This window comes from Nocardioides sp. cx-173 (genome assembly GCF_021117365.1).
Taxonomy (GTDB): Bacteria; Actinomycetota; Actinomycetes; order Propionibacteriales; family Nocardioidaceae; genus Nocardioides.
In genome coordinates this window covers 2,954,774-2,979,347 of record NZ_CP088262.1, presented here as the reverse complement: position 1 = coordinate 2,979,347, position 24,574 = coordinate 2,954,774, and the positions used below count along the sequence as shown (strand labels likewise).

General features: G+C 72.5%; 26 protein-coding genes and 1 pseudogene. 13 read left to right on the top strand and 14 right to left on the bottom strand.

The window, feature by feature from the left end; genetic code table 11:
* Positions 1–36 precede the first annotated feature (36 nt).
* Entirely contained in the window at positions 37–723 is a 687-nt protein-coding gene (gene nucS / locus LQ940_RS14440; RefSeq protein WP_231243930.1) for an endonuclease NucS, read from the bottom strand.
* Positions 724–748: 25 nt separating this feature from the next.
* Here nucS and LQ940_RS14435 point away from each other — a divergent pair, with 25 nt between their 5' ends.
* Positions 749–1,282, top strand: coding sequence for a GNAT family N-acetyltransferase (locus LQ940_RS14435; protein WP_231243931.1), 534 nt, complete (start codon positions 749–751; stop codon positions 1,280–1,282).
* 57 nt (positions 1,283–1,339) lie between these two features.
* Positions 1,340–3,142, top strand: a complete 1,803-nt coding sequence (locus LQ940_RS14430) for a 3-hydroxyacyl-CoA dehydrogenase family protein (protein ID WP_231243932.1) — start codon at positions 1,340–1,342, stop codon at positions 3,140–3,142.
* Between the two features lie 12 nt (positions 3,143–3,154).
* On the opposite strand, the gene LQ940_RS14425 is transcribed toward LQ940_RS14430, so the two are convergent.
* Positions 3,155–4,072: a DUF6910 family protein gene (locus LQ940_RS14425; protein ID WP_231243933.1), complete on the bottom strand. Its 918-nt coding sequence runs from the start codon at positions 4,070–4,072 to the stop codon at positions 3,155–3,157.
* A gap of 1 nt (position 4,073) precedes the next feature.
* Positions 4,074–4,556, bottom strand: coding sequence for an SRPBCC family protein (locus tag LQ940_RS14420; protein ID WP_231243934.1), 483 nt, complete (start codon positions 4,554–4,556; stop codon positions 4,074–4,076).
* 38 nt (positions 4,557–4,594) lie between these two features.
* Between LQ940_RS14420 and LQ940_RS14415 the strand changes: the two genes are divergently transcribed.
* Complete coding sequence (locus LQ940_RS14415; RefSeq protein WP_231243935.1) at positions 4,595–5,365, top strand: endo alpha-1,4 polygalactosaminidase; 771 nt, start codon at positions 4,595–4,597, stop codon at positions 5,363–5,365.
* A complete protein-coding gene (locus LQ940_RS14410; RefSeq protein WP_308217439.1) occupies positions 5,359–6,132 on the top strand; it encodes an alpha/beta fold hydrolase in 774 nt (257 codons plus the stop codon). Before LQ940_RS14415 ends, LQ940_RS14410 begins: the two co-directional genes overlap by 7 nt.
* A 19-nt stretch (positions 6,133–6,151) precedes the next feature.
* Here LQ940_RS14410 and LQ940_RS14405 read toward each other — a convergent pair whose 3' ends face one another.
* Positions 6,152–6,694, bottom strand: a complete 543-nt coding sequence (locus LQ940_RS14405) for a CGNR zinc finger domain-containing protein (RefSeq protein WP_231243936.1) — start codon at positions 6,692–6,694, stop codon at positions 6,152–6,154.
* Between the two features lie 38 nt (positions 6,695–6,732).
* Between LQ940_RS14405 and LQ940_RS14400 the strand changes: the two genes are divergently transcribed.
* From LQ940_RS14400 to LQ940_RS14395, 3 genes and pseudogenes are all read left to right on the top strand, one after another.
* On the top strand, positions 6,733–7,704 hold the full coding sequence (locus tag LQ940_RS14400; protein WP_231243937.1) for an EamA family transporter: 972 nt from the start codon (positions 6,733–6,735) through the stop codon (positions 7,702–7,704).
* Positions 7,705–7,756: 52 nt separating this feature from the next.
* A pseudogene (locus LQ940_RS21775) lies at positions 7,757–7,942 on the top strand (sigma factor-like helix-turn-helix DNA-binding protein); the annotation flags it as partial.
* A 115-nt stretch (positions 7,943–8,057) separates the two neighbouring features.
* A complete protein-coding gene (locus tag LQ940_RS14395) occupies positions 8,058–8,213 on the top strand; it encodes a hypothetical protein (RefSeq protein ID WP_231244007.1) in 156 nt (51 codons plus the stop codon).
* Between the two features lie 3 nt (positions 8,214–8,216).
* Here the strand turns inward: LQ940_RS14395 and LQ940_RS14390 are convergent, their stop codons facing one another.
* The 4 genes from LQ940_RS14390 to mce form a co-directional block, all read right to left on the bottom strand.
* On the bottom strand, positions 8,217–9,383 hold the full coding sequence (locus LQ940_RS14390) for an AI-2E family transporter (RefSeq protein WP_231243938.1): 1,167 nt from the start codon (positions 9,381–9,383) through the stop codon (positions 8,217–8,219).
* A complete protein-coding gene (locus tag LQ940_RS21770) occupies positions 9,380–10,588 on the bottom strand; it encodes a hypothetical protein (protein ID WP_269214868.1) in 1,209 nt (402 codons plus the stop codon). The genes LQ940_RS14390 and LQ940_RS21770 overlap by 4 nt, the downstream gene beginning before the upstream one ends.
* 176 nt (positions 10,589–10,764) lie before the next feature.
* Positions 10,765–12,117 carry a crotonyl-CoA carboxylase/reductase gene (gene ccrA / locus LQ940_RS14380; RefSeq protein ID WP_231243939.1) on the bottom strand — a complete coding sequence of 451 codons (1,353 nt, stop codon included), beginning with the start codon at positions 12,115–12,117 and terminating at the stop codon, positions 10,765–10,767.
* A 58-nt stretch (positions 12,118–12,175) separates the two neighbouring features.
* On the bottom strand, positions 12,176–12,673 hold the full coding sequence (gene mce / locus LQ940_RS14375) for a methylmalonyl-CoA epimerase (protein ID WP_231243940.1): 498 nt from the start codon (positions 12,671–12,673) through the stop codon (positions 12,176–12,178).
* A 160-nt stretch (positions 12,674–12,833) separates the two neighbouring features.
* Between mce and LQ940_RS14370 the strand changes: the two genes are divergently transcribed.
* From LQ940_RS14370 to LQ940_RS14360, 3 genes are read left to right on the top strand one after another with little or no spacing between them, the layout of a single operon-like run.
* Positions 12,834–14,024, top strand: coding sequence for an acetyl-CoA C-acetyltransferase (locus tag LQ940_RS14370; RefSeq protein WP_231243941.1), 1,191 nt, complete (start codon positions 12,834–12,836; stop codon positions 14,022–14,024).
* Positions 14,008–14,973 carry a methylmalonyl Co-A mutase-associated GTPase MeaB gene (gene meaB / locus LQ940_RS14365; RefSeq protein WP_231243942.1) on the top strand — a complete coding sequence of 322 codons (966 nt, stop codon included), beginning with the start codon at positions 14,008–14,010 and terminating at the stop codon, positions 14,971–14,973. The genes LQ940_RS14370 and meaB overlap by 17 nt, the downstream gene beginning before the upstream one ends.
* Before the next feature lie 32 nt (positions 14,974–15,005).
* Complete coding sequence (locus LQ940_RS14360) at positions 15,006–15,437, top strand: SRPBCC family protein (protein ID WP_231243943.1); 432 nt, start codon at positions 15,006–15,008, stop codon at positions 15,435–15,437.
* On the opposite strand, the gene LQ940_RS14355 is transcribed toward LQ940_RS14360, so the two are convergent.
* The 5 genes from LQ940_RS14355 to LQ940_RS14335 form a co-directional block, all read right to left on the bottom strand.
* Complete coding sequence (locus LQ940_RS14355; protein WP_231243944.1) at positions 15,434–16,624, bottom strand: hypothetical protein; 1,191 nt, start codon at positions 16,622–16,624, stop codon at positions 15,434–15,436. The genes LQ940_RS14360 and LQ940_RS14355 overlap by 4 nt on opposite strands.
* Before the next feature lie 54 nt (positions 16,625–16,678).
* The gene (locus tag LQ940_RS14350) at positions 16,679–17,872 is read right to left on the bottom strand and encodes a PASTA domain-containing protein (protein ID WP_231243945.1); all 1,194 of its coding nucleotides are present in this window, start codon (positions 17,870–17,872) and stop codon (positions 16,679–16,681) included.
* Complete coding sequence (locus LQ940_RS14345; protein ID WP_231243946.1) at positions 17,869–18,396, bottom strand: SigE family RNA polymerase sigma factor; 528 nt, start codon at positions 18,394–18,396, stop codon at positions 17,869–17,871. The genes LQ940_RS14350 and LQ940_RS14345 overlap by 4 nt, the downstream gene beginning before the upstream one ends.
* An 82-nt stretch (positions 18,397–18,478) precedes the next feature.
* Entirely contained in the window at positions 18,479–19,480 is a 1,002-nt protein-coding gene (locus LQ940_RS14340) for a cytochrome d ubiquinol oxidase subunit II (RefSeq protein WP_231243947.1), read from the bottom strand.
* On the bottom strand, positions 19,477–20,868 hold the full coding sequence (locus tag LQ940_RS14335) for a cytochrome ubiquinol oxidase subunit I (RefSeq protein WP_231243948.1): 1,392 nt from the start codon (positions 20,866–20,868) through the stop codon (positions 19,477–19,479). The genes LQ940_RS14340 and LQ940_RS14335 overlap by 4 nt, the downstream gene beginning before the upstream one ends.
* A 96-nt stretch (positions 20,869–20,964) precedes the next feature.
* On the opposite strand from LQ940_RS14335, the gene LQ940_RS14330 reads away from it, so the two are divergent.
* The 3 genes from LQ940_RS14330 (at position 20,965) to LQ940_RS14320 (ending at position 23,285) form a co-directional block, all read left to right on the top strand.
* Positions 20,965–21,453, top strand: coding sequence for a MarR family winged helix-turn-helix transcriptional regulator (locus LQ940_RS14330; RefSeq protein WP_231243949.1), 489 nt, complete (start codon positions 20,965–20,967; stop codon positions 21,451–21,453).
* Entirely contained in the window at positions 21,401–22,006 is a 606-nt protein-coding gene (locus LQ940_RS14325; RefSeq protein WP_231243950.1) for an MmcQ/YjbR family DNA-binding protein, read from the top strand. The genes LQ940_RS14330 and LQ940_RS14325 overlap by 53 nt, the downstream gene beginning before the upstream one ends.
* 70 nt (positions 22,007–22,076) lie before the next feature.
* The gene (locus tag LQ940_RS14320) at positions 22,077–23,285 is read left to right on the top strand and encodes an acetyl-CoA hydrolase/transferase family protein (RefSeq protein ID WP_231243951.1); all 1,209 of its coding nucleotides are present in this window, start codon (positions 22,077–22,079) and stop codon (positions 23,283–23,285) included.
* Between the two features lie 3 nt (positions 23,286–23,288).
* Here the strand turns inward: LQ940_RS14320 and LQ940_RS14315 are convergent, their stop codons facing one another.
* The gene (locus LQ940_RS14315; protein WP_231243952.1) at positions 23,289–24,563 is read right to left on the bottom strand and encodes an endonuclease/exonuclease/phosphatase family protein; all 1,275 of its coding nucleotides are present in this window, start codon (positions 24,561–24,563) and stop codon (positions 23,289–23,291) included.
* Positions 24,564–24,574: the final 11 nt, after the last annotated feature.

Sequence of the window (24,574 nt, the reverse complement as noted above, 5' to 3'; positions counted from 1 at the left end):
CCCGGGCGCCTGTGGACGACGGGCGAGCGGGCGAGCCTAGAAGAGCCGGTGGCTCGGGTCGTCGAGGCCGCGCAGCGCGTCGTAGTCGACGACGGCGCAGGCGATGCCGCGGTCGGTGGCGAGGACGCGGGCCTGCGGCTTGATCTCCTGGGCGGCGAAGATGCCGCGGACGGCGCCGTTGCCGGTGAGGAGCGGGTCGCGGTTGAGCAGCTCGAGGTAGCGGGTGAGCTGCTCGACGCCGTCGATGTCGCCGCGGCGCTTGATCTCCACGGCCACGCTGACCCCGAGGGCGTCGCGGCACATGAGGTCGACGGGGCCGATCGCGGTCGGGTACTCACGGCGGACCAGGGTGAGGCCCTCGGCGAGCGTAGCGGGGTGGTCGGCGAGGAGGGCCTGGAGGTGCTTCTCCACCCCGTCCTTCTGCAGCCCGGGGTCGATGCCGAGCTCGTGGGAGGAGTCGGAGACGACCTCCTCGAGCAGGATCCGCAGCGTGTCGTCGGTCTTCGGGCTGGTGACCGTCCACTCCACCTGGCCGTCCTCGGTGGTGCCCTCGCGCAACGTGCACGGGGGCGACATCCAGTTGAGGGGCTTGTAGGAGCCGCCGTCGGAGTGGACGAGCACCGACCCGTCGGCCTTGATCATCAGCACCCGGGTCGCCATCGGCAGGTGCGCCGTCAGTCGTCCGGCGTAGTCGACCTGGCAGCGCGCAACGACGATCCTCACGGGCGATGAATCTACAGTGAGCGTCGTGCACCGCCATCACGCCGTCCGGCACGCCCGCGCCGCCGACCTGCGACACCTCCAGGCGATCGAGGACGCCGGCGTCTCGCTGTACGAGGCGGTCCTCGGCGACCTCAGCGGCGACCCCCTCGCCTCGCCGGGCCGCGACGGGCGGGACCGCGTCGTCGTCCCGGGCTTCCTGCTGGTGACGGGGGAGGTCGGCTCGCCGACCGGCTTCGCCCACGTGACGTACGTCGAGGGGTTCGCCCACCTCGCACAGCTGTCGGTGCACCCGGACCACGGGCGGCAGGGCCTCGGCTCCGCGCTGGTGCACGAGGCGATGCGCGAGGCCTGGGACGCGGGCTTCGACCGGCTCTCGTTGACGACGTACCGCGACCTGCCGTGGAACGGGCCGTTCTACTCGCGCCTCGGCTTCGTCGAGGTGAGCCGCCCCGAGCCGTTCGAGGTGCGGCAGCGGGGGCTCGAGCGGGCTCTCGGGCTGGACCGGCACGGGCCGCGGGTGGTCATGGCGGCCTCGCTGCGACGGGCGCTGCACCCCTAAGTTACTGGTGAGTTACCCCACAGTCGCGGCCCCCTGGGGCGTGCGATGATGCCCGCCATGACGAGCACGCCAGAGACATCTGCCCGCACGTTCACCACGATCGGCGTCGTCGGACTCGGCACCATGGGCGCCGGCATCGCCGAGGTCTTCGCCCGCCACGGCTTCGACGTCGTCGGGGTCGAGCAAAACGACGAGGGCCTCGAGCGCGGCCGCCAGCACCTGGCGAACTCGACCGATCGTGCCGTGAAGCGCGAGAAGCTCACCGTCGCGGAGCAGGCCGAGCTGCTCGGGCGGATCACCTTCTCCACCGCCCTCGGTGACCTCGCCGGCGCGGACCTGGTGGTGGAGGCCGTCGTGGAGTCGCTGGAGACGAAGAAGGCGATCTTCCGCGAGCTCGACGCCGTCGTCTCCTCCGAGGCGATCCTCGCGACCAACACCTCGTCGCTGTCGGTCACCGAGATCTCGACCGCCACCTCCTCGCCGGGCCGGGTCCTGGGCCTGCACTTCTTCAACCCCGCGCCGGTCCAGAACCTCGTCGAGATCGTCCGCACGGTCGTCACCGAGCCCGCCGTGCTCGACGACGTGAAGGACCTCGTCGTCCGCCTCGGCAAGAGCCCGGTGGTCTGCGGCGACAAGGCCGGCTTCATCGCCAACACGCTGCTGTTCGGCTACCTCAACCACGCCGCGTCCATGTTCGAGGGCAGGTACGCCTCGCGCGAGGACATCGACGCCGCCATGCGCTACGGCTGCGGCTACCCGATGGGACCGCTGGCCCTGCTCGACCTGATCGGCCTCGACACGGCGTACGAGATCCTCGAGACGATGTACCGCCAGGGGCGCGACCGCCTGCACGCGCCGACCCCGATCCTCAAGCAGATGGTCACCGCCGGACTGCTCGGCCGCAAGACCGGCCGGGGCTTCTACACCTACGAGGGCCCGGACAGCCCGGTGGTGGTCGACGACGACAAGACCCCCTCGGCCGACGAGAGGCCCCAGCTCCGGCACGACATCTCCCAGGTCGGCGTCGTCGGCACCGGGACCATGGCCAGCGGCATCGTGGAGGTCTTCGCCAAGGCCGGCTACGACGTCCTGTACGTCGGTCGCAGCGCCGACAAGGTCGCCGGCGTGACCGCGACGATCGCCAAGAGCTTCGACAAGCAGATCCAGCGCGGCAAGGCGACCGAGGAGGCGAAGGCGGAGGTCCTCGCGCGGGTCAGCGGCTCCACCAGCCTGGACGACCTCAGCGGCGTCGACCTCGTGGTCGAGGCGATCGCGGAGGACCTGGCGATCAAGACCACGCTCTTCGAGAACCTCGACGAGATCTGCAAGCCCGGCGCCATCCTCGCCACGACCACCTCCAGCCTGCCGATCATCGCGATGGCCAAGGTGACCAGCCGCCCGCAGGACGTCGTCGGGATGCACTTCTTCAACCCGGCCACGATCATGAAGCTGGTCGAGGTGGTCTCGACCGTGTCGACCTCCGAGGACGTCACGGAGACCACCCGCGCCCTGTGCGCGAAGGTGGGCAAGGTGGCCGTCTCGTGCGGCGACCGCGCCGGCTTCATCGTCAACGCGCTGCTGTTCCCCTACCTCAACGACGCGGTCAAGATGCTCGAGGCCCACTACGCGACGGCCGACGACATCGACCTGGCCATGAAGCAGGGCTGCGCGCTGCCGATGGGCCCGTTCGAGCTCCTCGACGTGGTCGGCAACGACGTGTCGCTGGCGATCCAGCGCGAGCTCTACCTGGAGTTCCGCGAGCCCGGCTTCGCGCCGGCGCCACTGCTTGAGCACCTGGTCACCGCCGGCTACCTCGGCCGCAAGACCAAGCGCGGGTTCCGCGACTACAGCCAGCGCTGAGCCCCGACCGGCTCACAGGCTCACCCGCAGGGTGAGCAGGGCCGAGGCGGTGGCCGGGTCGTCCTCGTCCACGACGGCGAGGACCCGGCCACCGTGCCCGTCCCACCCCAGGACGGCCAGGCCCTCGACCTTGGCGACCCGCCCCCCGATGCTCGGCAGCGGCGCGGTGGCGTGGACGCGGGTGCCGTCGAGCACCGCGAGCGCCGAGCCGCGCACGGGCCCGTCGTCGTAGGCGTTGGGGCTGTCCTCGGCGGCGGCGCTGACCAGCACCCGGCCGTCCGGCAGCGTCACCGCGTCGGTGACCGCGAGGCCGACGCCGCCGACCTCGCCCAGGTCGAAGGCCCGTACGCCGGTCGGGTGCAGGTCGGCGGGCTCGGCGCGCCCGGCGACCGTGGCGACCAGCGCCCCCAGGTCGAGCTCGACGCTGCTGCTGGGGAGTCCGGCGGCCGGGCGGCCGCGGTGGAACCACCGCAGGACCCCCTCGACGACGCACGCGCCCTCGAGGTTGACCTGCTCGGGGTCGATGCCGAGCAGGGCGGCCACCCGCGCGTAGAGCGGCGACAGGTCGCGCGACACCGCCCAGGGAACGCCGTCGCGCAGACCGACGAGCACCGCGCGCATCCGCGCGGCGGTGGAGCCCGAGCCGAGCATCAGCACGGCGGGGGAGCCGTCGAGGACCACCTCGAGCGCCGCCTCGAGGTCGGGCTTGAGCGCCTTGGTGCCCTCGGTCTCGGAGAACGAGTCGTGGCCGTCGACCGGCGGCAGCACCCTGACCGGCATACCGACCCCGGCGCGCCACCAGCAGGCCGAGGTCGCGTCGTCCTGGCTGACCAGGAAGCCGTCGCCGAACGCCGCGATCGCCGACGCCGCGCGCACGGGGGAGCCGTCCTGGAACCGCAGCGCCTCGACGGACTGCAGCTCGATGCGCACGTCAGCCCCGGGGGTAGCCGCGACGTACGGTGCGGTCGAGGATGCCGAGGGTGCCGCGCAGCGCGTTCTCGGAGAGCACCGGGAAGATGCCGGCGTCGCGCCACTCGGGGGCGATGTCGGACCAGTCGTAGAACGACGTGACGCGCGTTGCGCCGTCGGCGGGCTCGAGGCGGTAGCCGTAGACGTGGCCGATCTGGGGACGGATGCGGCCCAGCACCGTCCAGGAGATCAGCCGGTCCGGCTCGAGGTCGCGGATCTTGACCGTGACGTCGTAGCGGCCCATCTCGGGGAAGTCGTTGAGGGCCTCGCGGTCCATGTGGACCACGAAGGAGTCGCCCGGAGCGCGCACGGGCTCGCCCTCCGCGCCCTGGAGCATCCCGGAGGAGTCGATCGCGACGTGGCCCTGCGGGTCGCAGAGCAGCGCAAAGATGTCAGCGGCGGGCGCGGCGATGAGCCGCTCGGCCTCGATGCGGGTGTCGGTCACCCCGCGATCTTGTCACCGCAAGGGATAGGTTCGTGCGCATGCGTCGCGCCCTGCTCCTCGTCCTGCTGCTCGGCGTCCTCCTCGGCGGGCTCGCCGCCGCGCCGTCGTACGCCGACGTCGAGCAGCTGCCGGCCGGCACCGACGTCGACTACCAGCTCGGTGGAGCCCGGGCGCTGCCGGCGCACGTCGGGATCGTCGTGCGCGACCGCGACGCCGAGCCCGCCGCCGGCCGCTACAACGTCTGCTACGTCAACGGCTTCCAGACCCAGCCGGACGAGCGGCGCTTCTGGCGCGCGCGGTGGTGGCTGGTGCTCAAGAAGGACGGCCGGGCGGTGGTCGACGAGGCGTGGGGGGAGTGGCTGCTCGACCTGCGCACGGCGCGCCAGCGCCAGGCGATCGCGCGGATCATGAGCCGCTGGACCCGCGGCTGCGCCGCGGACGGCTTCGCCGCGGTGGAGTACGACAACCTCGACTCGTTCACCCGCAGCCAGGGGATGCTGCGGCGCAAGCACGCGGCCGCGATGGCCCGGCTGCTGGTCAGGGGCGCGCACCGCGCCGGCCTGGCCGCGGGGCAGAAGAACCTCGCGGGCTACGACGGCACCCGGGTCGGCTTCGACTTCGCCGTGGCCGAGGAGTGCGGGCGCTACGACGAGTGCGGCGACTACACCTCGGCCTACGGCGCCCGGGTGCTGGTGGTCGAGTACCGCCGGCAGGACTTCGACAAGACCTGTGCGCAGTTCGGCGACCGGCTCGCCGTCGTACTGCGCGATCGCGCGCTGCGCCCCGACGGACGGCGGGCCTGGTGCTGAACACCGCGACGCTGGGGGAGTCCGGTCCGCTGGTGGCCTTCTGTCACGGCCTGTTCGGCCAGGGGAAGAACTGGACCACGATCGCCAAGGCTCTCGCCGCCGACCACCGGGTGCTGCTGGTCGACATGCCCAACCACGGCCGGTCGGACTGGCACGACCGGGTCGACTACCTCGACATGGCCGACGAGGTGGCCGGGCTGTTCTCCGCTGACGACCCCGTCTCGCTGGTCGGCCACTCGATGGGCGGCAAGACCGCGATGGTGCTCGCGTTGCGCCACCCCGAGCTGGTCGAGCGGCTCTGCGTCGTCGACATCTCGCCGGTCGACTACCACGGGCGCACGGAGTTCGAGGGCTTCATCGAGGCGATGCAGCAGCTGGACCTGGACGCGCTGACCCGCCGCAGCGACGCCGACGAGGCGCTCGCCGACGCGGTGCCGAACCGCACCGTGCGCAGCTTCCTGCTCCAGAACCTGCGCCGTGACGGCGACTCCTGGGCGTGGCAGCCCAACCTCGAGGTGCTGGGCCGCGACCTCGCCGTGCTCGGCGGCTGGCCGGACGACCGGCTCGACCCCGACGCGCCGTACCGCGGCCCGGTGCTGTGGGTGGCCGGGCAGACCTCGCCGTACGTCAAGGACGAGTACGGCGACGCGATGGACCGCTGGTTCCCGCAGAACCGCAGGGTGACGGTCAAGAACGCCGGCCACTGGGTGCACTCCGAGCAGCCCGAGGTCTTCGTCGAGGTGCTGCGTCGCTTCCTCGCGGGCTGACCGCGGGCAAGGGTGCGGCTCAGCCGCTGCTCGCCTGGCGGGCGCGGTAGGCAGCGACCGCGTTGCGGTTGCCGCAGGAGGTGGAGCAGAAGCGGCGCGAGCGGTTGCGCGAGAGGTCGACGACGACGCCGTTGCAGTCGTCGTCGGAGCACAGCGCGAGGCGCGAGAGCTCGTCGGCGCGGATGACGTCGATCATCGCCATCGCGGTCTCGACGACGATCCGCGTGGCCAGGGGCGCCTGGGCGTCGACCGCGTGCAGGTGCCAGTCGAAGCGGTCGTGGCGCACCAGCCGAGGGACCGCCCGGGCGGCGGCCAGCATCTCGTTGACGATCTCGACGGCCTGGTCGCGCTCGGAGGTCAGCAGCGTCCGGAGCGCCGGCCGGAGCGCGCGTACGGCGTCGAGCTCGGCCCGGTCGCGGTCGTGGCGACCGGTGAACTCGAACCGCTCGAAGAACTCGTCCAGGTCGGCCACGGAGGACAGGGTGTCGCCGTCGTCGTCCTCGGAGTTGACCAGCGTCGCCGCCGCCTGGAGTGCCGTCTCGGTGTCATGAGCGAAGACCACGTTGACAGGTTACTGCACTGCGCCTAGTGTCATGACCTATGAGCACTATGACTCGTGACGACGCGGGCGCGTCGACGGGCGCCTCGCGCACGGTCGGCGGACTCGCTCTCGCGCTGGTCTCGGCCCTGACCTTCGGGCTCTCGGGCGCACTGGCGCGGGGGCTGCTGGACACCGGCTGGACCCCCGGCTCGGTGGTCCTGGTCCGGATCTCGGTGGCCGCGGTCCTCGTGGCGCCGTTCGGCGCCTACGCGATGCGCGGGCGATGGGACGCCGTGCGGCCCAACCTGGCACTGGTGCTGACCTACGGGCTGCTGGCCGTCGCGGGCGCACAGTTCTGCTACTTCTCGGCCGTCGGTCACATGCAGGTGGGCCCGGCGCTGCTGATCGAGTACACGGCTCCGGCCGCGGTCGTGGTCTGGCTGTGGGTGCGCAAGGGCGAGCGCCCGGGGCCCCTCACGCTGGCTGGCGCCGGCCTGGCGGCGCTCGGGCTGGTGCTCGTGCTCGACCTGCTCTCCGGTGCCGGCCTCAGCGTGCCCGGCGTGCTGTGGGCGCTGGGCGCGATGGTCGGCGCCGCGGCGTACTTCCTGATCTCGGCCCACGAGGACAGCGGCCTGCCCGCGCTCGCGCTGGCCGCGGGCGGCCTGATCGTGGGCGGGGCGTCGCTTGGCCTGCTCGGGCTGGTCGGCGTGCTGCCGATGTCCTCCTCGACCCAAGACGTCACGATGGCCGGCTCGTCGTACGCCTGGTGGGTGCCGCTCGCGCTGCTCGGCGTCGTCACCGCCGCCATCGCCTACGTCACGGGGATCTTCGCGATCCGGCGGCTGGGGTCGCGCGTCGCGTCCTTCGTGGCCCTGATCGAGGTCGTGGCGGGGGTGCTGTGGGCGTGGCTGCTGCTCGAGGAGCTGCCCAACGGCCTGCAGCTGCTCGGCGGGCTGCTGATCCTCGCCGGCGTCGTGGGCGTCAAGCTGGGCGAGCGCGACGTGGCCGACGGGCTGCTCGTCCACGAGTGAGAAAGTCGCCCGGCCGGCGCAACGAATCCCCCCGCGCGCACGTCAGTCGTGCATGGATGGAGGGGTGAGCACGGTCCCGGCGGCGCAGCGCGACACGCGCGGCCTGTCGTTCGACGACTGGGTCGAGGCACGAGCCGCGGCGCTGCTGCGGTTCTACGAGGACCTCGAGTACGCCGAGATCGCCGCGCTGCTCGGGGTCACCGAGGGTGCGGTCCGCTCCTACCTCCACCGTGCGCTCGCCGCGCTGCGCGTCTGGGGGACCGCGCCGTTCGCGACGCTGGCCGGTGACCCGCCGTCGTTCTGCTTCGGTCCGGGAGCCCTGGTGCCCACCGAGGACCGGTCCCGGGATCGCCGTGGGGGCCGACCGGCTCGCCGGCCTCGAGACCGTGCGTCTGACGCCCGAGATGGTCGATCCCTGGGCCGTCCAGGGCATCAAGGCGGTCGTGCGCGGGCCGTCGATGGGCCGGTGGCCCGACTTCTCCGGCTACTTCATCGGCCCTCAGGGGTAGGCGCTACCGCGCGTCCTGTCTGCGTACGACGACCTCGCGCAGGATCAGCATGATCGCCGCCGCGGTCGGGATGGCGAGCAGGGCACCGACCACGCCGAGCAGCCCGGCCCCGATGAGGGCCGCGATGACGATGACCGCCCCCGGGAGGTCGACGGACTTCGACATCACCCGCGGGTAGATGAGGTAGTTCTCGACCTGCTGGTAGATCAGGAAGAAGATCGCGCAGAAGATGCCGGTCTTGATGTCGGTGGCGGTCGCGATCGCGGTGACGACCACCGCGCCGAGGGTCGCGCCGATCATCGGGATGACATCCAGGAGCGCCACGACGAACGCCAGCGCGACGGCGTACTGACCCAGGCCCACGATGAACAGGAACACCAGCGTGGAGATCCCGGCGCACAGGGCCACGATGAACGCCCCGGAGACGTAGCCGCCGACGTTGCGGATGATCTGGTCACCGAGCAGCGCGACCCGGCTACGACGCGAGGCGGGGGCCAGACGGTAGAACGCCTGCTTGGTCTTCTCCAGCGAGCTGAGGAAGTACAGCGTGAGGACCAGGATGATGAACGCGTTGAAGAGCGCGCCCAGGATCTTCAGCCCGACCCCGAGCACCCCGCCGAAGATGCCGCTGACGAAGTCGCCGTTGGCGACGTAGTCCTGGATCTTGGAGATGATGTCGTACTCGTCGTCCAGCTTCTGGATCTGCCGGTTCTTCTGCAGCTGCTCGAGCCACTCGGGGGCGCTCTTGGTGATGGCGGTGACCTGGTCGGTGATGACCGGGACGATCGCGACCACGAACAGCGCGACGGCCGCCAGGAACGCGGTGATGACCGCGGTGACCGCCCAGCTGCGCCGCAGCCCGCGCCGCTCCAGCGCCTCGACCGACGGGTTGAGGCCGGCGGCGAGGAACAGCGACACGACGATCAGGATCAGGGTCGACCCGATGCCCATGATGGCCGACCAGAGGAAGTAGGCGAGCAGGGCGCCGAGGGCGCCGAAGAAGCCGAGGTAGAAGGGGGAACGGCGCTCGAAGGGCGCGCCCTGGGTGCCGTACTCCTCCTGGGGGCCGAGCTGCCGCTCGTCCACGTGCTCGCCAGCAGTCTCGGCGTGGCCGGTCGCCGTCCTCGCCTGCGGGGCGGCCGCCTTGGCGTCCTGCGGTCCCTCGCTCAACTCTCGTCCTCGCCGAACCCGGCGACGACGTCTCGCAGCGAGGCGAGCTGGGCGGTGATGGCGTCCCGACGCTTCATGAGCCGGTCGAGCTCCGCGCGTCGCGCGGCGATCTCGCGCTCGATCTCGGCGTGGCCGGTGGTCTCCACCGACTCGGCCTGGCTGCGGGCCGACGCGACGATCTGCTCGGCCTCGCGCCGGGCGCGGGCCAGCAGGGCCTCCGCCTCGGTCTGGGCGGCGGCGCGGTTCGCGGCGGCCTGCTTGCTCGCCTCGCTCGCCCGCTGCTCGGCGGCGGCGGCACGCTGCTCGGCCTCCTCGACGAGACGCTTGGTCTCCGCGGTGGCACTGTTGTGGTGGTCGGTGGCCTCGCGGGCGAGCCGCTCCTTCTCCACCGCCAGCGTGCGCCGCGCCTCCTGCACCTCGCGGTCGGCCGCAGCCCGGGCCTGCTCGACCTCGCGCGTCGCGGAGGTGCGCATCTCGGTCGTCTCCTGCCGGGCGGCGAGCCGGAGCTGGTCGGCCTCGCGCGTGGCCGAGGCACGGAGATCCTCGGCCTCGGCCTTGGCCAGGGTGCGCTCCTGCTCGGCGTCGGCGAGGACCCGGATCCGGGTCTGCTCGAGCTCGCGCAGCTGGACGGTGCGCATGTCCTGCGCCTCGCGGGTGGCCTCGGCCCGGATGGCCTTGGCGTCGCGGGCGGCCTGCTCGCGGATCTCGGTGGCGTCGGCCTCTGCGGTCGCCCGGATCTCGCTGGCCTCCTCCTCGGCGAGGCGCAGCATGGCGCTGGCGCGGCCGCCGAGGCCGGCGTAGGAGGGGTTCTTGAGCTCGGCGGCCTGGCTGCGCAGGTCCTGCAGCTCCGACTCGAGCTCGACGACCCGCTGCTCGGACTGGGTCAGGCTCGCGCTCAGCCCGGCCTTGTCGCGGGCCAGCTGCGTCACGCGGGCGTCGACCGCGGCCTTGTCGTACCCGCCGCGGCGTACGACGGGCAGGTCGCCGGTGGTCGGCGCGGGCGCAGGCGCAGGCACGGACGGGACGGCCTGGGTGCGCTCGGGCGGCGGGGGCGGGATAACCGGCCGCTGCTGCTTGCTCCGCTCACCCTCGCCGCTCTGCCCGGTGGGCCGCTCCTGCGTCACGGGGATGACCTGGGTCGTCTCCGCGTCCGTGTCGGCGCCCTCGGGCTCGTGGTCGAAGATGGACAGACCCTGGTCGCTCATGGGGGAGTTACCTCGCTGTGGTCGGAGTGCAGACGGGACGTGCAGCCCCATCCTCCCTGATCCGCCGGAAAGAACCCAGCCTGATGCGCTCGTGTCCGGTGACCCGTCACCAACTTGCAACAACCGCCGCTGACCCGTCAGAAAGTTTCTGACGGGTCAGCGGGAGGACGGGCGGCTCAGACGCCGCGGAAGCGGTTGATCGCGGTGAGGTGCTGCTCGCGGAGCTCGTGGTCGCGGACGCCGAGACCCTCCTCGGGGCTGAGGCACAGGACGCCGACCTTGCCCTGGTGGGCGTTCTTGTGGACGTCGAGCGCGGCCTGGCCGACGTCCTCCAGGCCATAGGTACGCGAGAGGGTGGGGTGGATCATGCCCTTGGCGATGAGGCGGTTGGCCTCCCACGACTCGCGGTAGTTGGCGAAGTGGGAGGAGATGATCCGCTTGAGGTTCATCCACAGGTAGCGGTTGTCGTACTCGTGCATGTAGCCCGAGGTCGAGGCGCACGTGGTGATGATGCCGCCCTTGCGGGTCACGTAGACGCTGGCACCGAAGGTCTCGCGGCCGGGGTGCTCGAAGACGATGTCGATGTCCTCGCCACCGGTGAGCTCGCGGATCTTGGCGCCGAAGCGCTTCCACTCCTTCGGGTCCTGGGTGTGCTCGTCCTTCCAGAACCGGTAGCCCTCCTCGGCGCGGTTGATGATCAGCTCCGCGCCCATGCTCCGGGCGATCGCGGCCTTCTCCTCGTTGGAGACCACGCAGACCGGGGTCGCGCCGCCGTTGAGGGCGTACTGCGTGGCGAAGCCGCCGAGGCCGCCCGAGGCACCCCACACCAGGACGTTGTCGCCCTGCTTCATGTTGCCGCCGTTCTTGGAGACCAGCTGGCGGTACGCCGTGGAGTTGACCAGCCCGGGGGAGGCGGCCTCCTCCCAGGTCAGGTGGGCCGGCTTGGGCATCAGCTGGTTGGACTTGACCAGCGCGATCTCGGCGAGACCGCCGAAGTTGGTCTCGAAGCCCCAGATCCGCTGCTGCGGGTCGAGCATCGTGTCGTCGTGGCCGTCGGGGTCCTCGAGCTCCACCGAGAGGCAGTGCGCGACGACCTCGGTGCCGGGCTTCCACTTCGTGACGCCGGGGCCGGTCGCGAGGACGACGCCGGCCAGGTCGGAGCCCACCACGTGGTAGGGCAGGTCGTGGCGCTTGGTGAGCTCCGACTGACGCCCGTAGCGCTCCAGGAAGCCGAACGTGGAGACCGGCTCGAAGATCGAGGTCCACACGGTGTTGTAGTTGATCGCGGAGGCCATCACGGCGACGTACGCCTCGCCCGGGCCGAGCTCGGGCAGCGGCACGTCGTCGAGGTGCAGCGACTTGCGCGGGTCCTTGTCGCGGGTCTCCAGCCCCTCGAACATGTCCACCTCGTCCTTGCGGACGGTCACCGCGCGGTAGGACTCGGGCAGGGAGAGGCTCGCGAAGTCCTCCGGGGCGACGCTCCCGGGACTCTCGGAGGCGGCGAGGATGGCGTCGAGGATGTGCTGCACGTCAGGCTCCTGATGGTCCGGGTCGTAAGTGCTGCGGATATTACCGGCGGGTAACGCCTCAGTGCGAGGAGGCCGCGGGCTGGACGAGCTCGACGAGCACGCCGCCGGCGTCCTTGGGGTGGATGAAGTTGATCCGCGAGTCGGCCGTCCCGCGCCTCGGGGCGTCGTAGAGCAGGCGGACACCGCGCTCGCGCAGGATCGCGCTGACGGCCTCGACGTCGGTGACCCGGTAGGCCATCTGCTGCACGCCCGGCCCGGAGCGGTCGAGGAACTTCGCGATCGTGGAGTCCTCGTTCAGCGGCGCCAGGAGCTGGATGCAGGACCCGGAGTCGCCGACCGCGATCATCGCCTCGCGGACGCCCTGCTCCTCGTTGACCTCCTCGTGGGCCAGCTCCATGCCGAAGGTGTCGCGGTAGAACGCGATCGCGACATCGAGGTCGGGGACGGCGATGCCGACGTGGTCGATGGCGGTGAACAGGTGGCGGGGCAGATCGGCGGGCAGATCGGCGGGCAGATCGGCGGGCAGATCGGCGGGCGAGTCGGTCGGTGCGGTCATGGGCCACATGGTCGTATGCCGGCGTCCGCGCCGCGACCGGTTGTGACCTATCCATCACGACGGCGGCCGACGAGGGCCTCGCCCCTGGCCGCGGCCCGTGGGTATCGTCACGAGGGACCCACCCCGGCCGTCCCGGCCGATCCACTTCACGGAGGCACCCATGTCCGGATCCGTCATCGTCGCCGGAGCGCGCACCCCGATCGGCCGCCTGCTGGGCGGCTTCAAGGGCCTCTCGGCCGCGGAGCTCGGTGGTCACGCCATCAAGGGCGCCCTCGAGAAGGCCGGAGTCAGCGGCGACCAGGTCGACTACGTGATCATGGGCCAGGTGATCCTGGCGGGCGCCGGCCAGAACCCCGCCCGCACCGCGGCGGTCGCCGGCGGCGTCCCGATGGACGTCCCCTCGATCACGATCAACAAGGTCTGCCTGTCCGGTCTGAACTCCATCGCGATGGCGGACCAGATGATCCGTGCGGGCGAGGTGGAGATCGTCGTCGCCGGCGGCATGGAGTCCATGACCAACGCCCCGCACCTGCTGCCGAAGTCGCGCGAGGGCTTCAAGTTCGGTGACGTCCCGCTCGTGGACTCGATGGCCTATGACGCACTGTTCGACCAGGTGACCTCGCAGGCGATGGGCCTGCTCACCGAGGAGCGCAACACCGCGGGCGCCAACCTGACGCGCGAGGAGCAGGACGAGTTCTCCGCCCAGTCGCACCAGAAGGCGGCCGTGGCGTGGAAGAACGGCGTCTTCGACGACGAGGTCGTCCCGGTCTCGATCCCGCAGCGCAAGGGCGACCCGGTCGTGGTCTCCACCGACGAGGGGGTCCGCGGCGACACGAGCCTGGAGTCCCTGGCCAAGCTGCGCCCGGCGTTCAGCAAGGAGGGCACGGTCACCGCCGGCTCGTCCTCGCAGATCTCCGACGGCGCCGCCGCCGTCGTGGTGATGAGCAAGGCGAAGGCCGAGGAGCTCGGGCTGGAGTGGCTGGCCGAGATCGGTGCCCACGGAATGGTCGCCGGCCCCGACTCCAGCCTGCAGCTGCAGCCGGCCAACGCGACCGCCCTGGCCTGCCGCAAGGAGGGCATCGAGCCCACCGACCTGGACCTGGTGGAGTTCAACGAGGCCTTCGCCGCGGTCGGCATCGCCTCGGCCCGCGAGCTCGGCATCGACAACGCCAAGGTCAACGTCAACGGCGGCGCGATCGCGCTCGGCCACCCGGTCGGCATGTCCGGCACCCGCGTGGTGCTGACCCTCGCGCTCGAGCTCAAGCGCCGCGGTGGCGGGGTCGGCGCGGCCGCCCTCTGCGGCGGTGGCGGCCAGGGCGACGCGCTGATCGTGCGTGTCCCGAAGGGCTGAGGCCGACGTCCCGGACCTCGTCGAGCGCGCCCGCGCCGGCGAGGCCCGGGCGGTCGCCCGCCTGATCTCGCTCGTCGAGGACGAGTCGCCGCTGCTGCGCGAGGTCATGGCGGCCCTGGCCCCCCACGCGGGGCACGCGCAGGTCGTCGGCGTCACCGGCTCGCCCGGGGTCGGCAAGTCCACGTCCACCAACGCGCTGGTCACCGCTCTGCGCGCCTCCGGCAAGCGAGTGGGCGTGCTCGCGGTCGACCCGTCGTCGCCGTTCTCGGGCGGGGCCTTGCTCGGCGACCGGGTCCGGATGCGCGACCACGCCGCCGACCGCGAGGTGTTCATCCGCTCGATGGCCGCGCGCGGCCACCTGGGTGGCCTCGCCTGGACCACGCCGCAGGCGTTGCGCGTGCTCGACGCCGCCGGCTGCGACGTGGTCCTGGTGGAGACCGTGGGCGTCGGGCAGAGCGAGGTCGAGGTCGCCGGGCTCGCGGACACCACCCTGGTGCTGCTGGCACCCGGCATGGGGGACGGCGTCCAGGCGGCCAAGGCCGGGATCCTCGAGATCGGTGACCTCTACGTCGTCAACAAGGCCGACCGCGACGGCGCCGACCAGGTGCGGCGCGACCTGCGGGGCATGCTCTCGCTGGGAGACCGCCCCGAGGGCGCCTGGCGCCCCCCCGTCCTCACGACGGTCGCCCAGAGCGGCGAGGGCGTCGAGGAGCTGGCCGCGGAGATCGAGCGGCACCGCGAGTGGCTCGAGGCCACCGGCGAGCTCGAGCGGCGCCGGGTGCGCCGGGCGCGCGGAGAGATCGAGGCGATCGCCCTCACCTCGCTGCGGCGGCGCTGGGGCGATGTCCACGGTCACTCCGCGCTGGACGACCTGGCTGCCGCCGTCGTTGCCGGGCGGTCCGACCCCTACCGCGCCGCCGACCGTCTCCTCGCCTCGCTCGCGGACTGATTGAGCATCCACGGCGTGGGGCAACGGGAAGGATGCCCAGCGTCGAGCGCACCGTGACCGTGGACCAGCCCCTCGAGAAGGTCTGGACCTACCTCTCGGACTTCACGACCACCGAGGAGTGGGATCCGCCGACGGTCTCGACCGTGCGCACCTCCGGCGACGGCGGCGTCGGCACGACGTACACGAACGTCTCGAAGCTGCTCGGCCACGAGACCGAGGTCCGCTACGTCGTCACCGAGCACATCGTGAACGAGCGGCTCCAGCTTGCCGGCGACGCCGGCTCGCTCGACCTCCTCGACACGATGACGTTCGCGCGCACGGCGACCGGCACCTCGGTGACCTACCACGCGGAGTTCTCCCCGCACGGCGCGGCCAAGCTGGCCGAGCCGCTCCTGCCGGTGGCGCTCAAGGTGCTCGCGGACAAGGTGGCCGCCAGCATGCAGGAGCGGCTCGCCGCCCTCTAGCGTGAGCTCACCTGGCGCCAGGTGACTCCCGCGTCGACCGACGCCCAGAGCGTCTGGTTCGGGGCGCTCGTGACGGCGTAGACGGTGACGGCGTCATGGTCGACCACGATGCCGTAGACGGGTGAGAACTCGCGGCGCAGGTCCAGCGCGTCGAACGGCGGGCCCATTCTCACGGGGGACAGGCTCGACCAGTCCGCCCCTGCGCTGACCCAGAGGCCGGACGGAAGCCGGCCCACCTGGCCCAGCCTCGGGCTGCCTCCGCCCATGAGGTCGGCCAGGAGCCGTCCGTCGGGCAGTACCGCCAGTCCGCGGTTGACGTAGGCCATGGGACGCGCCGACTGCTCCCAGCTGGTCCAGGTCTCGCCGGCGTCGTCGCTGCGGTGGACCAGCTCGAAGGGCAGGAAGGTCGCCCCGTCGCCGCCGCTGACCATGGCGCGCGCGGTCGACGCCGAGGGCACCAGGCTGGTGAGGAGCCCGCTCGCCGCGGCCGGCTCCGGGCTCGTCGCCCAGGTGCCGCCGCCGTCCGCGGAGGCGACGTAGCGCCGCGCGCCGTCGAGCAGCCGGCCGCGGAGCATGCCGTCACCGTCTCGCACCACGTCGATGACCCCCCGGGGCGCCGAGACCCGGTGGCCACGGCCGGTCGCCGGGTCCACCGCGTGGATCGCGCCGAACGCGCGGGTGGTCACCAGGTGCTCGCCCTCGCGCAGCGGCCCGGGCTCCCCGGCATCCCACCTGACCGGCGTGACCGAGCCGTCCGGCTGGACGATGCGGGCCGCGGGCCCGTTGCCCAGGAGGAGCACCCCGTCCATGGGCGTGGCAAAGAGGTTGGTGGGGAGCGGCACCAGGTGCCGGGTGACGAAGCCGTCGTCGGTGACCGCGAGGGCCTCGTCGCTGCGCCGGCAGCGCGGGGTCCGGCACAGCCGCCATACGACACTGCGCACGTCCGGGTCGGAGGCGCGGACCGTCAGCTCCGCGATGGAGGCCCGCGGGTCGTCCACGATGGCCGCCGGATCGGGCCTCGGAGACGGTGCCGGCTCGGGCGCGGGGGTGACCGGAGCCAGGTCGCGTCCGCCTGGGTGCCCTCCATCCCGGTCCGGGCCGCCGGGGGTCAGCAGGACGGCACCGAGGACGACGATCGCGGCGGCGGTGAGCACGGCGGCGAGGCCGCGGGCGCGCGAGAGGGTCACGGCGCTGGGACGCTCCGCACCCCGAGGAAAGTTGCCGCTGCGTCTGGCCGGCCGCTAGCCCACCGCGTCCCGCCAGGCGCGGGCCGTCTTCTCGTCCCAGGAGCGGGTGAAGCCGCAGGCCATCATGTCCCGCGTCGGGCCGAAGGCGGCGAGGATCCTGACGCCGACCGCGTCCTGCGGCCGGTCGGGGAGCATGAGGTCGACGGTGTGGAGCACGACGGTCGGCCCCGAGCCGCCGCGGAACCACTCGTCAACCGCCAGGGTCACCGTCGCCGCAGTCGCGCCGGCGTCGCCGTCGTACCTCCCGAGCCGCACCTCGGTCACCGTCCCGGCCACGGCCTGCGCCCGCTCGGGGAGGTCCTCGGGGTAGGTGTAGACGCAGCTGATCGCCGGCCCCGGCTCACCGGGCGGCCACGCTGTGTTTCGGGCGACCCGGACGCGGACGGTGGAGCCGGCGGGCACGACGCTGCCTCCGCCCGGCTGCGTGCCGAGGACGTAGCCGTCGGTGAACCGAGCGTCGGTGTCGACCGGCACCTCCTCGACGACCAGGCCTGCGGCTTCGATCGCCTCGGGCGTCCACGGCACGGCGACGTGGCCCGGGGGCACGATGCGGGCGCTCTCGACGATGGCGCGGGTCTCCGCCTCGCTCCGGGTGGCCACCTGGAGGAGGCCGGACGGGTCGTGGCTGAGGACCATCGTCACCAGTCCACCGGCAGTCGTCGGCTCCGCCGAGGCCAGCACCTCGCCGCCAGGGACGTCGACCGACGTGAGCTCTTCGACCCCGACCGAGACCTCGACCCCGTCCGTCCGGTGGCCGGTGACCGTCGCGACGTACGGCGCGGGCTCGGTGATCAAGCAGCCGCGCCCGCCGCCTCCGAAGTCGGCGTTGAACACCGTCGGCTCCGGGACCGAGAAGCCGGAGCACGCGGCCTTGCCGCTGGGCCAGTCCGCCGGGACCTCCACCGCAAGCCGGCCGACGCCGACCAGACGGGTCTCGGGGGTGGGCGCCGGCTGCGTCACGAGTGCGTCGTCCCCGTGACGCGAGGGGGCGTCGCCGGTCAGTCCGACCGCGGCGGTGCCGCCGGCCACCACCAGGACGGTGGCGGCGGCCAGCGCAGCCGCCCGGCGCTGCCGGCGGCGGCGGTGGGCGGTGGCGAGCAAGAGGTCGGTGTGCAGCGGCCCGACGGGCACGCCGTCGGCGACGCGGCGAAGCAGCGCCACCCGGCGGTCGAGGTGGTGGTCGGTCACAGCTCCTCCTGGGCGAGCTCGGCGAGGTCGACGGCGGCCAGGGCGCGCGAGACGCGACTCTTGACAGTGCCGACGGGGATCCCGAGCGCCTCGGCGGTGGCGCGCTCGCTGAGGTCGGCGACGAAGCGCAGCACCAGCACCGCGCGCTGGGCGGGAGGCAGCCTGCCGACGGCGCGGACCACGGTGTCGCGCAGCTCCACGTCGAGGCTGGCGTCGGCCACCGCACGGTCCGGGGTGCGGTCGGTGGGACGCTCGCCCCTCCACCGCCTGCGACGGCTGGTCGAGAGCGTGTTGACCAGGATCCGGTAGACGTAGGCATCGGGGTCGTCGGCGCGCCGCACCCGCGCCCAACTGCTCCACGCCTTGAGCAGCGTGGCCTGGGCGAGGTCCTCGGCGTCGGCGTGCGCGCAGCCGAGCAGCACCGCGGAGCGGACGAGCGACGTCCAGCGGCCGGCGGCGTACGCCGCGAAGTCCGCGTCCCGCTCCATCGTGAGGCTCCCGTCTCGGCCGTCTTGCGCCGTCATCTCACCAGACAACGCGGGGCCGCGCTTCGGTTCCATCGCCGTTGCGCCGCGGCCCGAGTGGCTCCGAGTGGCTCGCCCTCGATCAGTGGCGCGACCAGGACTCGCTCTGGGTGAGGCGGAAGAGGTAGACCAGCGCGGGGACCACGATGATGCCCGCGAGCACCACCGCGACCATCAGTGCCCGGAGCGTGGCCGGAGCGCCGGCGGCGTCGGCGATCGTGATCTCGTCGACCAGCAGGTAGGGGTACTGCGCGACCCCCCAGCCCAAGATGACCGAGGCGACCGCGGTGACCGCCGTGACGCGGGCCTCGGCGGGCCGACGGCGCACCAGCAGCACCAGGGTCGCCGTCCCGGCCAGCGCGGAGAGCACGACCAGCGGCGCCGCGCGCCCGGCCAGGCCCTCGGTGAGGGTGGGGGCGTCGCGGGTGAGGGGGACGAGGGCGGCGAAGACGACCGCCCCCGTGACCAGGCCGACGGCGAGGCTGCGTCGGCGCAGCTGCTCGGAGAGCGCCTCGTGTCCGGACCGGACGGCGTCGGCGGTGAGGAAGGTGCCGGCGAGGAACGCGCAGGTGCCGACGGCGATGAGCCCGCCGAAGAGGGAGGTGGGGGTGAGCCAGGAGGTCCACAGGTCGCCGCGGCCGGTCGCGGGGACCCGCCCCGAGGCGATGGCGCCCGCCACGGCCCCCAGGAAGAACGGCGTGACGATCGACGACGAGGCGAAGACGGCACCGAAGAGCCTCGCCTGGCCCAGGGTGGCGGAGTACTTGCGGAAGGCGAAGCTCGCGCCGCGCAGCACGATCCCCAGGAGCGCGAAGAGCATGGGGAAGATCAGCGTGGACATGGTGCTGGCGAAGGTCTCCGGGAACGCCGTCCACCACATCACGAGGACGTAGATCAGCCAGACGTGGTTGGCCTCCCACACCGGCCCGATGCTGTGGTCGACCAGCGTGCGCAGCTCGGCACCGCGGGTCGCGCTGCCGGCGGTCAGATCGTAGAACCCGGAGCCGAAGTCCGCGCCGCCGAACAGCGCGTAAGCCAGGACGCCCACGAACAGCGCCGCCGCGACCAGCATGGGGAGGCTCACCGTGCCACCTCCTCGGCGGACTCCGGGCCGTAGGGGCTCGGCAGCTCCGTCTCGCCCTCACGCCAGCGTCGAGCCATCGAGCGCAGAATGACCACCGCGCCGACGGTCATGCCCGCGTAGACGACGACCGTCGCCGCGAGCAGCCACCACAGCCAGGAGTTGCTGCCGGCCGCGTCGGCCGTGCGCAGGACGCCGTAGACCACCCAGGGCTGCCGTCCCACCTCGGTCGCGACCCAGCCGGCCTCGAGGGCGAGCACCGCCAGGGGCCCCGCGGCGACCGCGAAGCGCAGGAACCACCGATTCTCCAACAGGTCTCGACCGCGCCACCGCACGAACCAGAAGAGCAGGACGGCCAGGAACAGCAGGGTGCCGATCCCGACCATGACCTGGAACGCCCAGTGCGTCAGATTCACGGGCGGTCGCTCGTCCACCGGGATGGTGTCGAGCCCCGGCACGGGCGCGGAGAAGGAGTTCTGCGCGATCAGCGAGCCGAGCACCGGGATGTCGATCGCCCATCGCACCTCGCCGTCGATGAGCAGCCCGCCGATCCGCAGGGGGGAGGGGCTCTCGGTCGTCTCTGCGAGCTCGAACGCCGCCAGCTTGGCCGGCTGCCGGTCGCCGAGGTTGCCACCGAGCAGGTGGCCGATGACCGGCTGGGCCAGTGCGGCCACGGTTGCGAACACGAACGGCACGAGGAAGCCCAGGCGGTGGTGGGGGTCGCGTCGCCCGCGCAGCATCCCGACGGCGTACACGCCGGAGACGAGGAAGCCCACGACCATGAACGCCGCGACCCACATGTGTGCGAACTGCAGCCACACCAGGTCGTTGAACATGGCCGCCCACGGGTTGACGTCGGTGACCTCTCCGTCGACCATCCGGAAGCCGGCAGGGGCGTTCATCCAGGCGTTGACCGAGATCACGCAGAACGTGCCCACCACGCCGGCGATCGCCATCGGCACCAGCATCAGCAGGTGGCGACGCGGTGGCAGCCGGCCCCAGCCGTAGAGGTAGATGCCGAGGAAGATCGCCTCGATGAAGAAGGACAGGCCCTCGAACGCGAACGGCAGGCCCAGGACGTCCCCGAACGGTCCCATGAGTCCCGGCCAGAGCAGGCCCATCTCGAAGCTGAGGACTGTGCCGGACACGGCGCCGATGGCGAACAGCACCGCCGAGACCTTCGACCAGCGCTTGGCCAGGTCCAGGGCGACCGGGTCGTCGCGCACGATGCCGCGTCGGTGGACCACGAAGATCATCGTCGGGAAGGCGACCCCGAAGCACGCGAGGATGATGTGCCAGCCGAGCGAGAGCGCCATCTGCTCCCGGGCCGGGAGCAACCCGGCCGGCTCCTCGGCGGTCAGGAGCTGCAGGGCCAGATCGGGCACCGTCATCCTTCGACGGTAGGTCGCCGCGGCGGGTATGCCCAGCCCCGCGGGATTGTGCACAGGGTCGCGGCGGTGGTCGAGGGCTGCCAAGATGGCCGCACCATGTCCCTGCCCTTCGACCCCATCGACGAGGCCGCCCGGCAGTGGCAGCAGCGCTGGGACGGCGTGGTCTCCATGCACGCGGTCACCTCGCTGATGCGGGTGCAGCAGCTGGTCATCGGCCAGCTCGACGCGCTGCTCAAGCCGCACGGGCTGACCTTCGCCCGCTACGAGGCGCTGGTGCTGCTGGTCTTCTCCTCTCGCGGCTCGCTCCCGCTGGGCAAGATGGGAGAGCGGCTGCAGGTCCACCCCACGTCGGTCACCTCGATCGTGCAGCGCCTGGAGGCGGCGGGCCACATCAGCCGTCGCCGCCACCCCGACGACGGCCGGGCGGTGCTCGCCGAGATCACCGACCAGGGACGCGCCGTGGTCGAGGCCGCGACCAAGGACCTGGTGGAGAGCCGGTTCGCGCTGAGCGCGATGAGCGAGGACGACCTGCGTGCGCTCTCCGAGCTCCTGCGGCCGGTACGCCGCCAGGCCGGCGACTTCTGAGCCGATGGTCACGGCCGACGACGTACGCCGGGTGGGTCTGGCGCTGCCACGGGCCTACGAGGCGCACCTCGGCGGTCGCGCCAAGCTGAAGGTGCGCCAGCTCGTGTTCGTCGCGTTCACCGGGGACGAGGCGGTGATGGGCTTCGGCTACCCGAGGGCCGAGCGCGAGGGGCTGGTCGAGTCGGATCCCGAGCCGTTCCTCATGCCGCCGGCGCGCGACCTGCGCTACCAATGGGTCTGTGCCCGCCTGGCGCGGCTGGACCACGACGAGATGCGCGAGCTGGTGACCGACGCCTGGCGCCTGTGCACGCCGGCCATGCTGCACGAGCTGCCGGAGCTCCCGGCGCCCGCGTCGGCCGCGTGGGACGCCGCCGACTCCCAGGACTGGCCACGCCTGCGGGACCTGCTGGACCCCCACGTCCGCTTCACCGACGGCGACGTGAGCGTGGGCGGGCGCCGCCCCCTGCTCGAGCACCTCCGTGGGCACCCGACGCCCAGGCCGCCCCGCCGGGTCGAGGTCCGCGACGGGCGGCTCCTCGTCTGGGAGCGATGAGAAGGAGGTCCCGGGTCCATGGGACCTCGGGCCCGGGCGCCAGCGGGGCGACTCTGATGGAATCGTCCCCGTGGACCTCGACCGTGCCCTCGCTGCCCTGCCCGCCAACCCCCGGATCGTCATCGCCGGGAACCACGCCACGCCGTGGCACACCCTGAGCCTGATCGACGCGGTGGTGCCGACGTACCGGCTCTGGGCGCTCAACGGCCAGCACGGGCTGCCCGACCGCGAGGGCGTGGTCCTCGAGACGTCGTTCGTCGGGCCCGGACAGCGGCGCAGCCCGAGGCTGAGCTACGTGCCCTCGCGCCTGTCCCTGGTGCCGCTGCTGTTCGCCGGGGTGATGGCGCCGGACGCGGTGGTCCTGCACACGACCAGGCCGCGCAACGGGCAGGTCTCGATGGGGGTCGAGGTCAACGTGCTGCCGGCGGCCATCGAGGCGGTCCGCAGCCGTGGCGGCCTGGTCATCGCTCAGGTCAACGACCACCTGCCGTGGACCTACGGCGACGCGCTGGTCGAGCTCGAGCACATCGACGTGCTCGTGGAGGCCGACACGCCCCTGGCGCACGCGGCCGGTACGCCGATCGACGACGCCTCGGCGCGCATCGGCGAGCTGGTCGCCGCCCGGGTGGGCGACGGCGCCACCCTGCAGGCGGGGATCGGGGCCGTGCCGGACGCCACGATGCACGGGCTGGCCGGCCGGCGCGGGCTGCGGATCTGGACCGAGATGTTCTCCGACAGCGTGCTGGCCCTCGAGCGAGCGGGGGCGCTGGACCGGGAGGTCCCGATCTCCGCGTCCTTCCTGTTCGGCTCGCCCGAGCTCTTCGAGTGGGTCGACGGCAACGAGCGGGTCGAGATGGTGCGTACCGAGGTCACCAACGACCCCGCTCGGATCGCGGGCAACCCGGCCATGGTCAGCGTCAACACCGCCCTGCAGGTGGACCTCTTCGGTCAGGCCAACGCCTCACGCATCGGCGCTCGGATTCACTCCGGTACGGGCGGCCAGACCGACTTCATCGTGGGTGCCTTGCACAGCACCGGCGGCCAGGCGTTCATCGCCCTGCGCTCCTGGCACCCCAAGGCCGACGTCTCCACGGTCGTGGCGCTCGTCGACGAGCCCGTCACGTCGTTCCAGATGAGCGCGATCGTGACCGAGCAGGGGCTCGCCGAGATCTTCGGCCAGGACCAGCGCGAGCAGGCCCGCCAGATCATCGAGCACGCCGCGCACCCCAGCGTCCGCGACGACCTCTGGGAGGAGGCCGCGGAGCTGGGGCTCGCCTGAGCCTCAGAGGCGCAGGTCGATCCAGACCGCGCGGTGGTCCGAGGACGGGAACGGGTACTCGCCCGTGAGCCGCGACAGCGGGTCCGCGCGCACCGGCCAGAAGACGCCGGCCGCGCGCACCTTGAGCCCGCGTGAGGGAAGCACGTAGTCGGCGCGCAGGTTGCCCGGCGCCGGGACGTCGCTGAAGTCGGCGGTGTCGAAGCGCGGGTCGGACTCGTGCGCGGCGTTGGCGCCGCCCTGAAGGGCCGCCGCTTCTACGGCGCCGCGCGAGGACGGCCGCGGATCCTGCACGCGCGGGTGGTCCAGGAGCTGTTGGATCGCCCCCGCGACGGAGTCGCCGTCGGCGGGGTCGCTGTTCTGGTCGCCGGCGACCACGAACCGCTCACCGCGCGCCAGGCCGCCGCGGCGGCCCTGGTCGTCGTAGAAGTAGCGGCGCCCGTCGACGTAGTCGGCCCAGAACCGGATCTCGTCGTGGTTGCGGGCGCCGTTGCGGTCCTCCGCGCCGTCGAAGGTCGGCGGGGTGGGATGGGAGACCAGGAAGTGGACGGTACGCCGCCCGACTCGCACCGGGACGTCCCAGTGGGACTTGCTGGAGAGCCGGACGTCCTCGAGCTCGGCGGGGGAGTACCAGTCGCGCGGGGCGGCGGTGGCCGGGTCGTCGGGCAGCATCGCGCCCGGCAGGTCCTTCCAGAGGAAGCGCTGGAAGGTCCGGACCCGGCTGGTGACGATCGGGTGCCTGCTGAGCACGACCATGCCGTACTGGCCCTCGAAGTCGCCGAAGCCGAAGGCGTCGTTGCCGCCGCCGACGCTGCCGTTGTTGTCCAGGTCGTGGCCGCTGGGGACGCCGGTGTTGGAGGGCGCCACGTAGGCGTAGCGGTAGTGGATCGGCCGGGCGCCGTCCTGGGCGACCTCCAGGTAGTGCTCGCGGAACAGGTCGACCGCCGCGCCGCCGGGCACGTAGTCGAACTCGTTGAGCAAGAGCACGTCGGGCCGGGTGCGCTGGATGATCTCGGCCACCGCCGCGGCCTGGGGGTCGTCCGGCGTGGCCAGGTCCTCGACGAGCTCGCCTGCCCGCGCGCGGTTCAGCGAGGCGTTGAAGGTCTGGAAGCGCACCGTGTCGTGTCGGTCGTGCCCGTGGTGGCCGTGACCGCGGGGATGGCCGCGCTCGGCGGAGGCGGGGCCGGCAGAGGCGGAGCCGGCCGAGAGCCCGGCGACCGTCGATGTGGTCAGCAGTGTGAAGGCCGCGGCGCTCGCCGCGGCAGCCCGAGAGATTCGCATGCCTGCAGCCT

Coding starts and splice junctions, on each gene's coding strand:
- LQ940_RS14430 (WP_231243932.1), top strand. CDS start 1,340: ATGACGAGCACGCCAGAGACATCTGCCCGCACGTTCACCACGATCGGC.
- LQ940_RS14415 (WP_231243935.1), top strand. CDS start 4,595: ATGCGTCGCGCCCTGCTCCTCGTCCTGCTGCTCGGCGTCCTCCTCGGC.
- LQ940_RS14400 (WP_231243937.1), top strand. CDS start 6,733: ATGAGCACTATGACTCGTGACGACGCGGGCGCGTCGACGGGCGCCTCG.
- LQ940_RS21770 (WP_269214868.1), bottom strand. CDS start 10,588: ATGAGCGACCAGGGTCTGTCCATCTTCGACCACGAGCCCGAGGGCGCC.
- mce (WP_231243940.1), bottom strand. CDS start 12,673: ATGACCGCACCGACCGACTCGCCCGCCGATCTGCCCGCCGATCTGCCC.
- LQ940_RS14370 (WP_231243941.1), top strand. CDS start 12,834: ATGTCCGGATCCGTCATCGTCGCCGGAGCGCGCACCCCGATCGGCCGC.
- LQ940_RS14360 (WP_231243943.1), top strand. CDS start 15,006: ATGCCCAGCGTCGAGCGCACCGTGACCGTGGACCAGCCCCTCGAGAAG.
- LQ940_RS14345 (WP_231243946.1), bottom strand. CDS start 18,396: ATGACGGCGCAAGACGGCCGAGACGGGAGCCTCACGATGGAGCGGGAC.
- LQ940_RS14335 (WP_231243948.1), bottom strand. CDS start 20,868: ATGACGGTGCCCGATCTGGCCCTGCAGCTCCTGACCGCCGAGGAGCCG.
- LQ940_RS14330 (WP_231243949.1), top strand. CDS start 20,965: ATGTCCCTGCCCTTCGACCCCATCGACGAGGCCGCCCGGCAGTGGCAG.
- LQ940_RS14315 (WP_231243952.1), bottom strand. CDS start 24,563: ATGCGAATCTCTCGGGCTGCCGCGGCGAGCGCCGCGGCCTTCACACTG.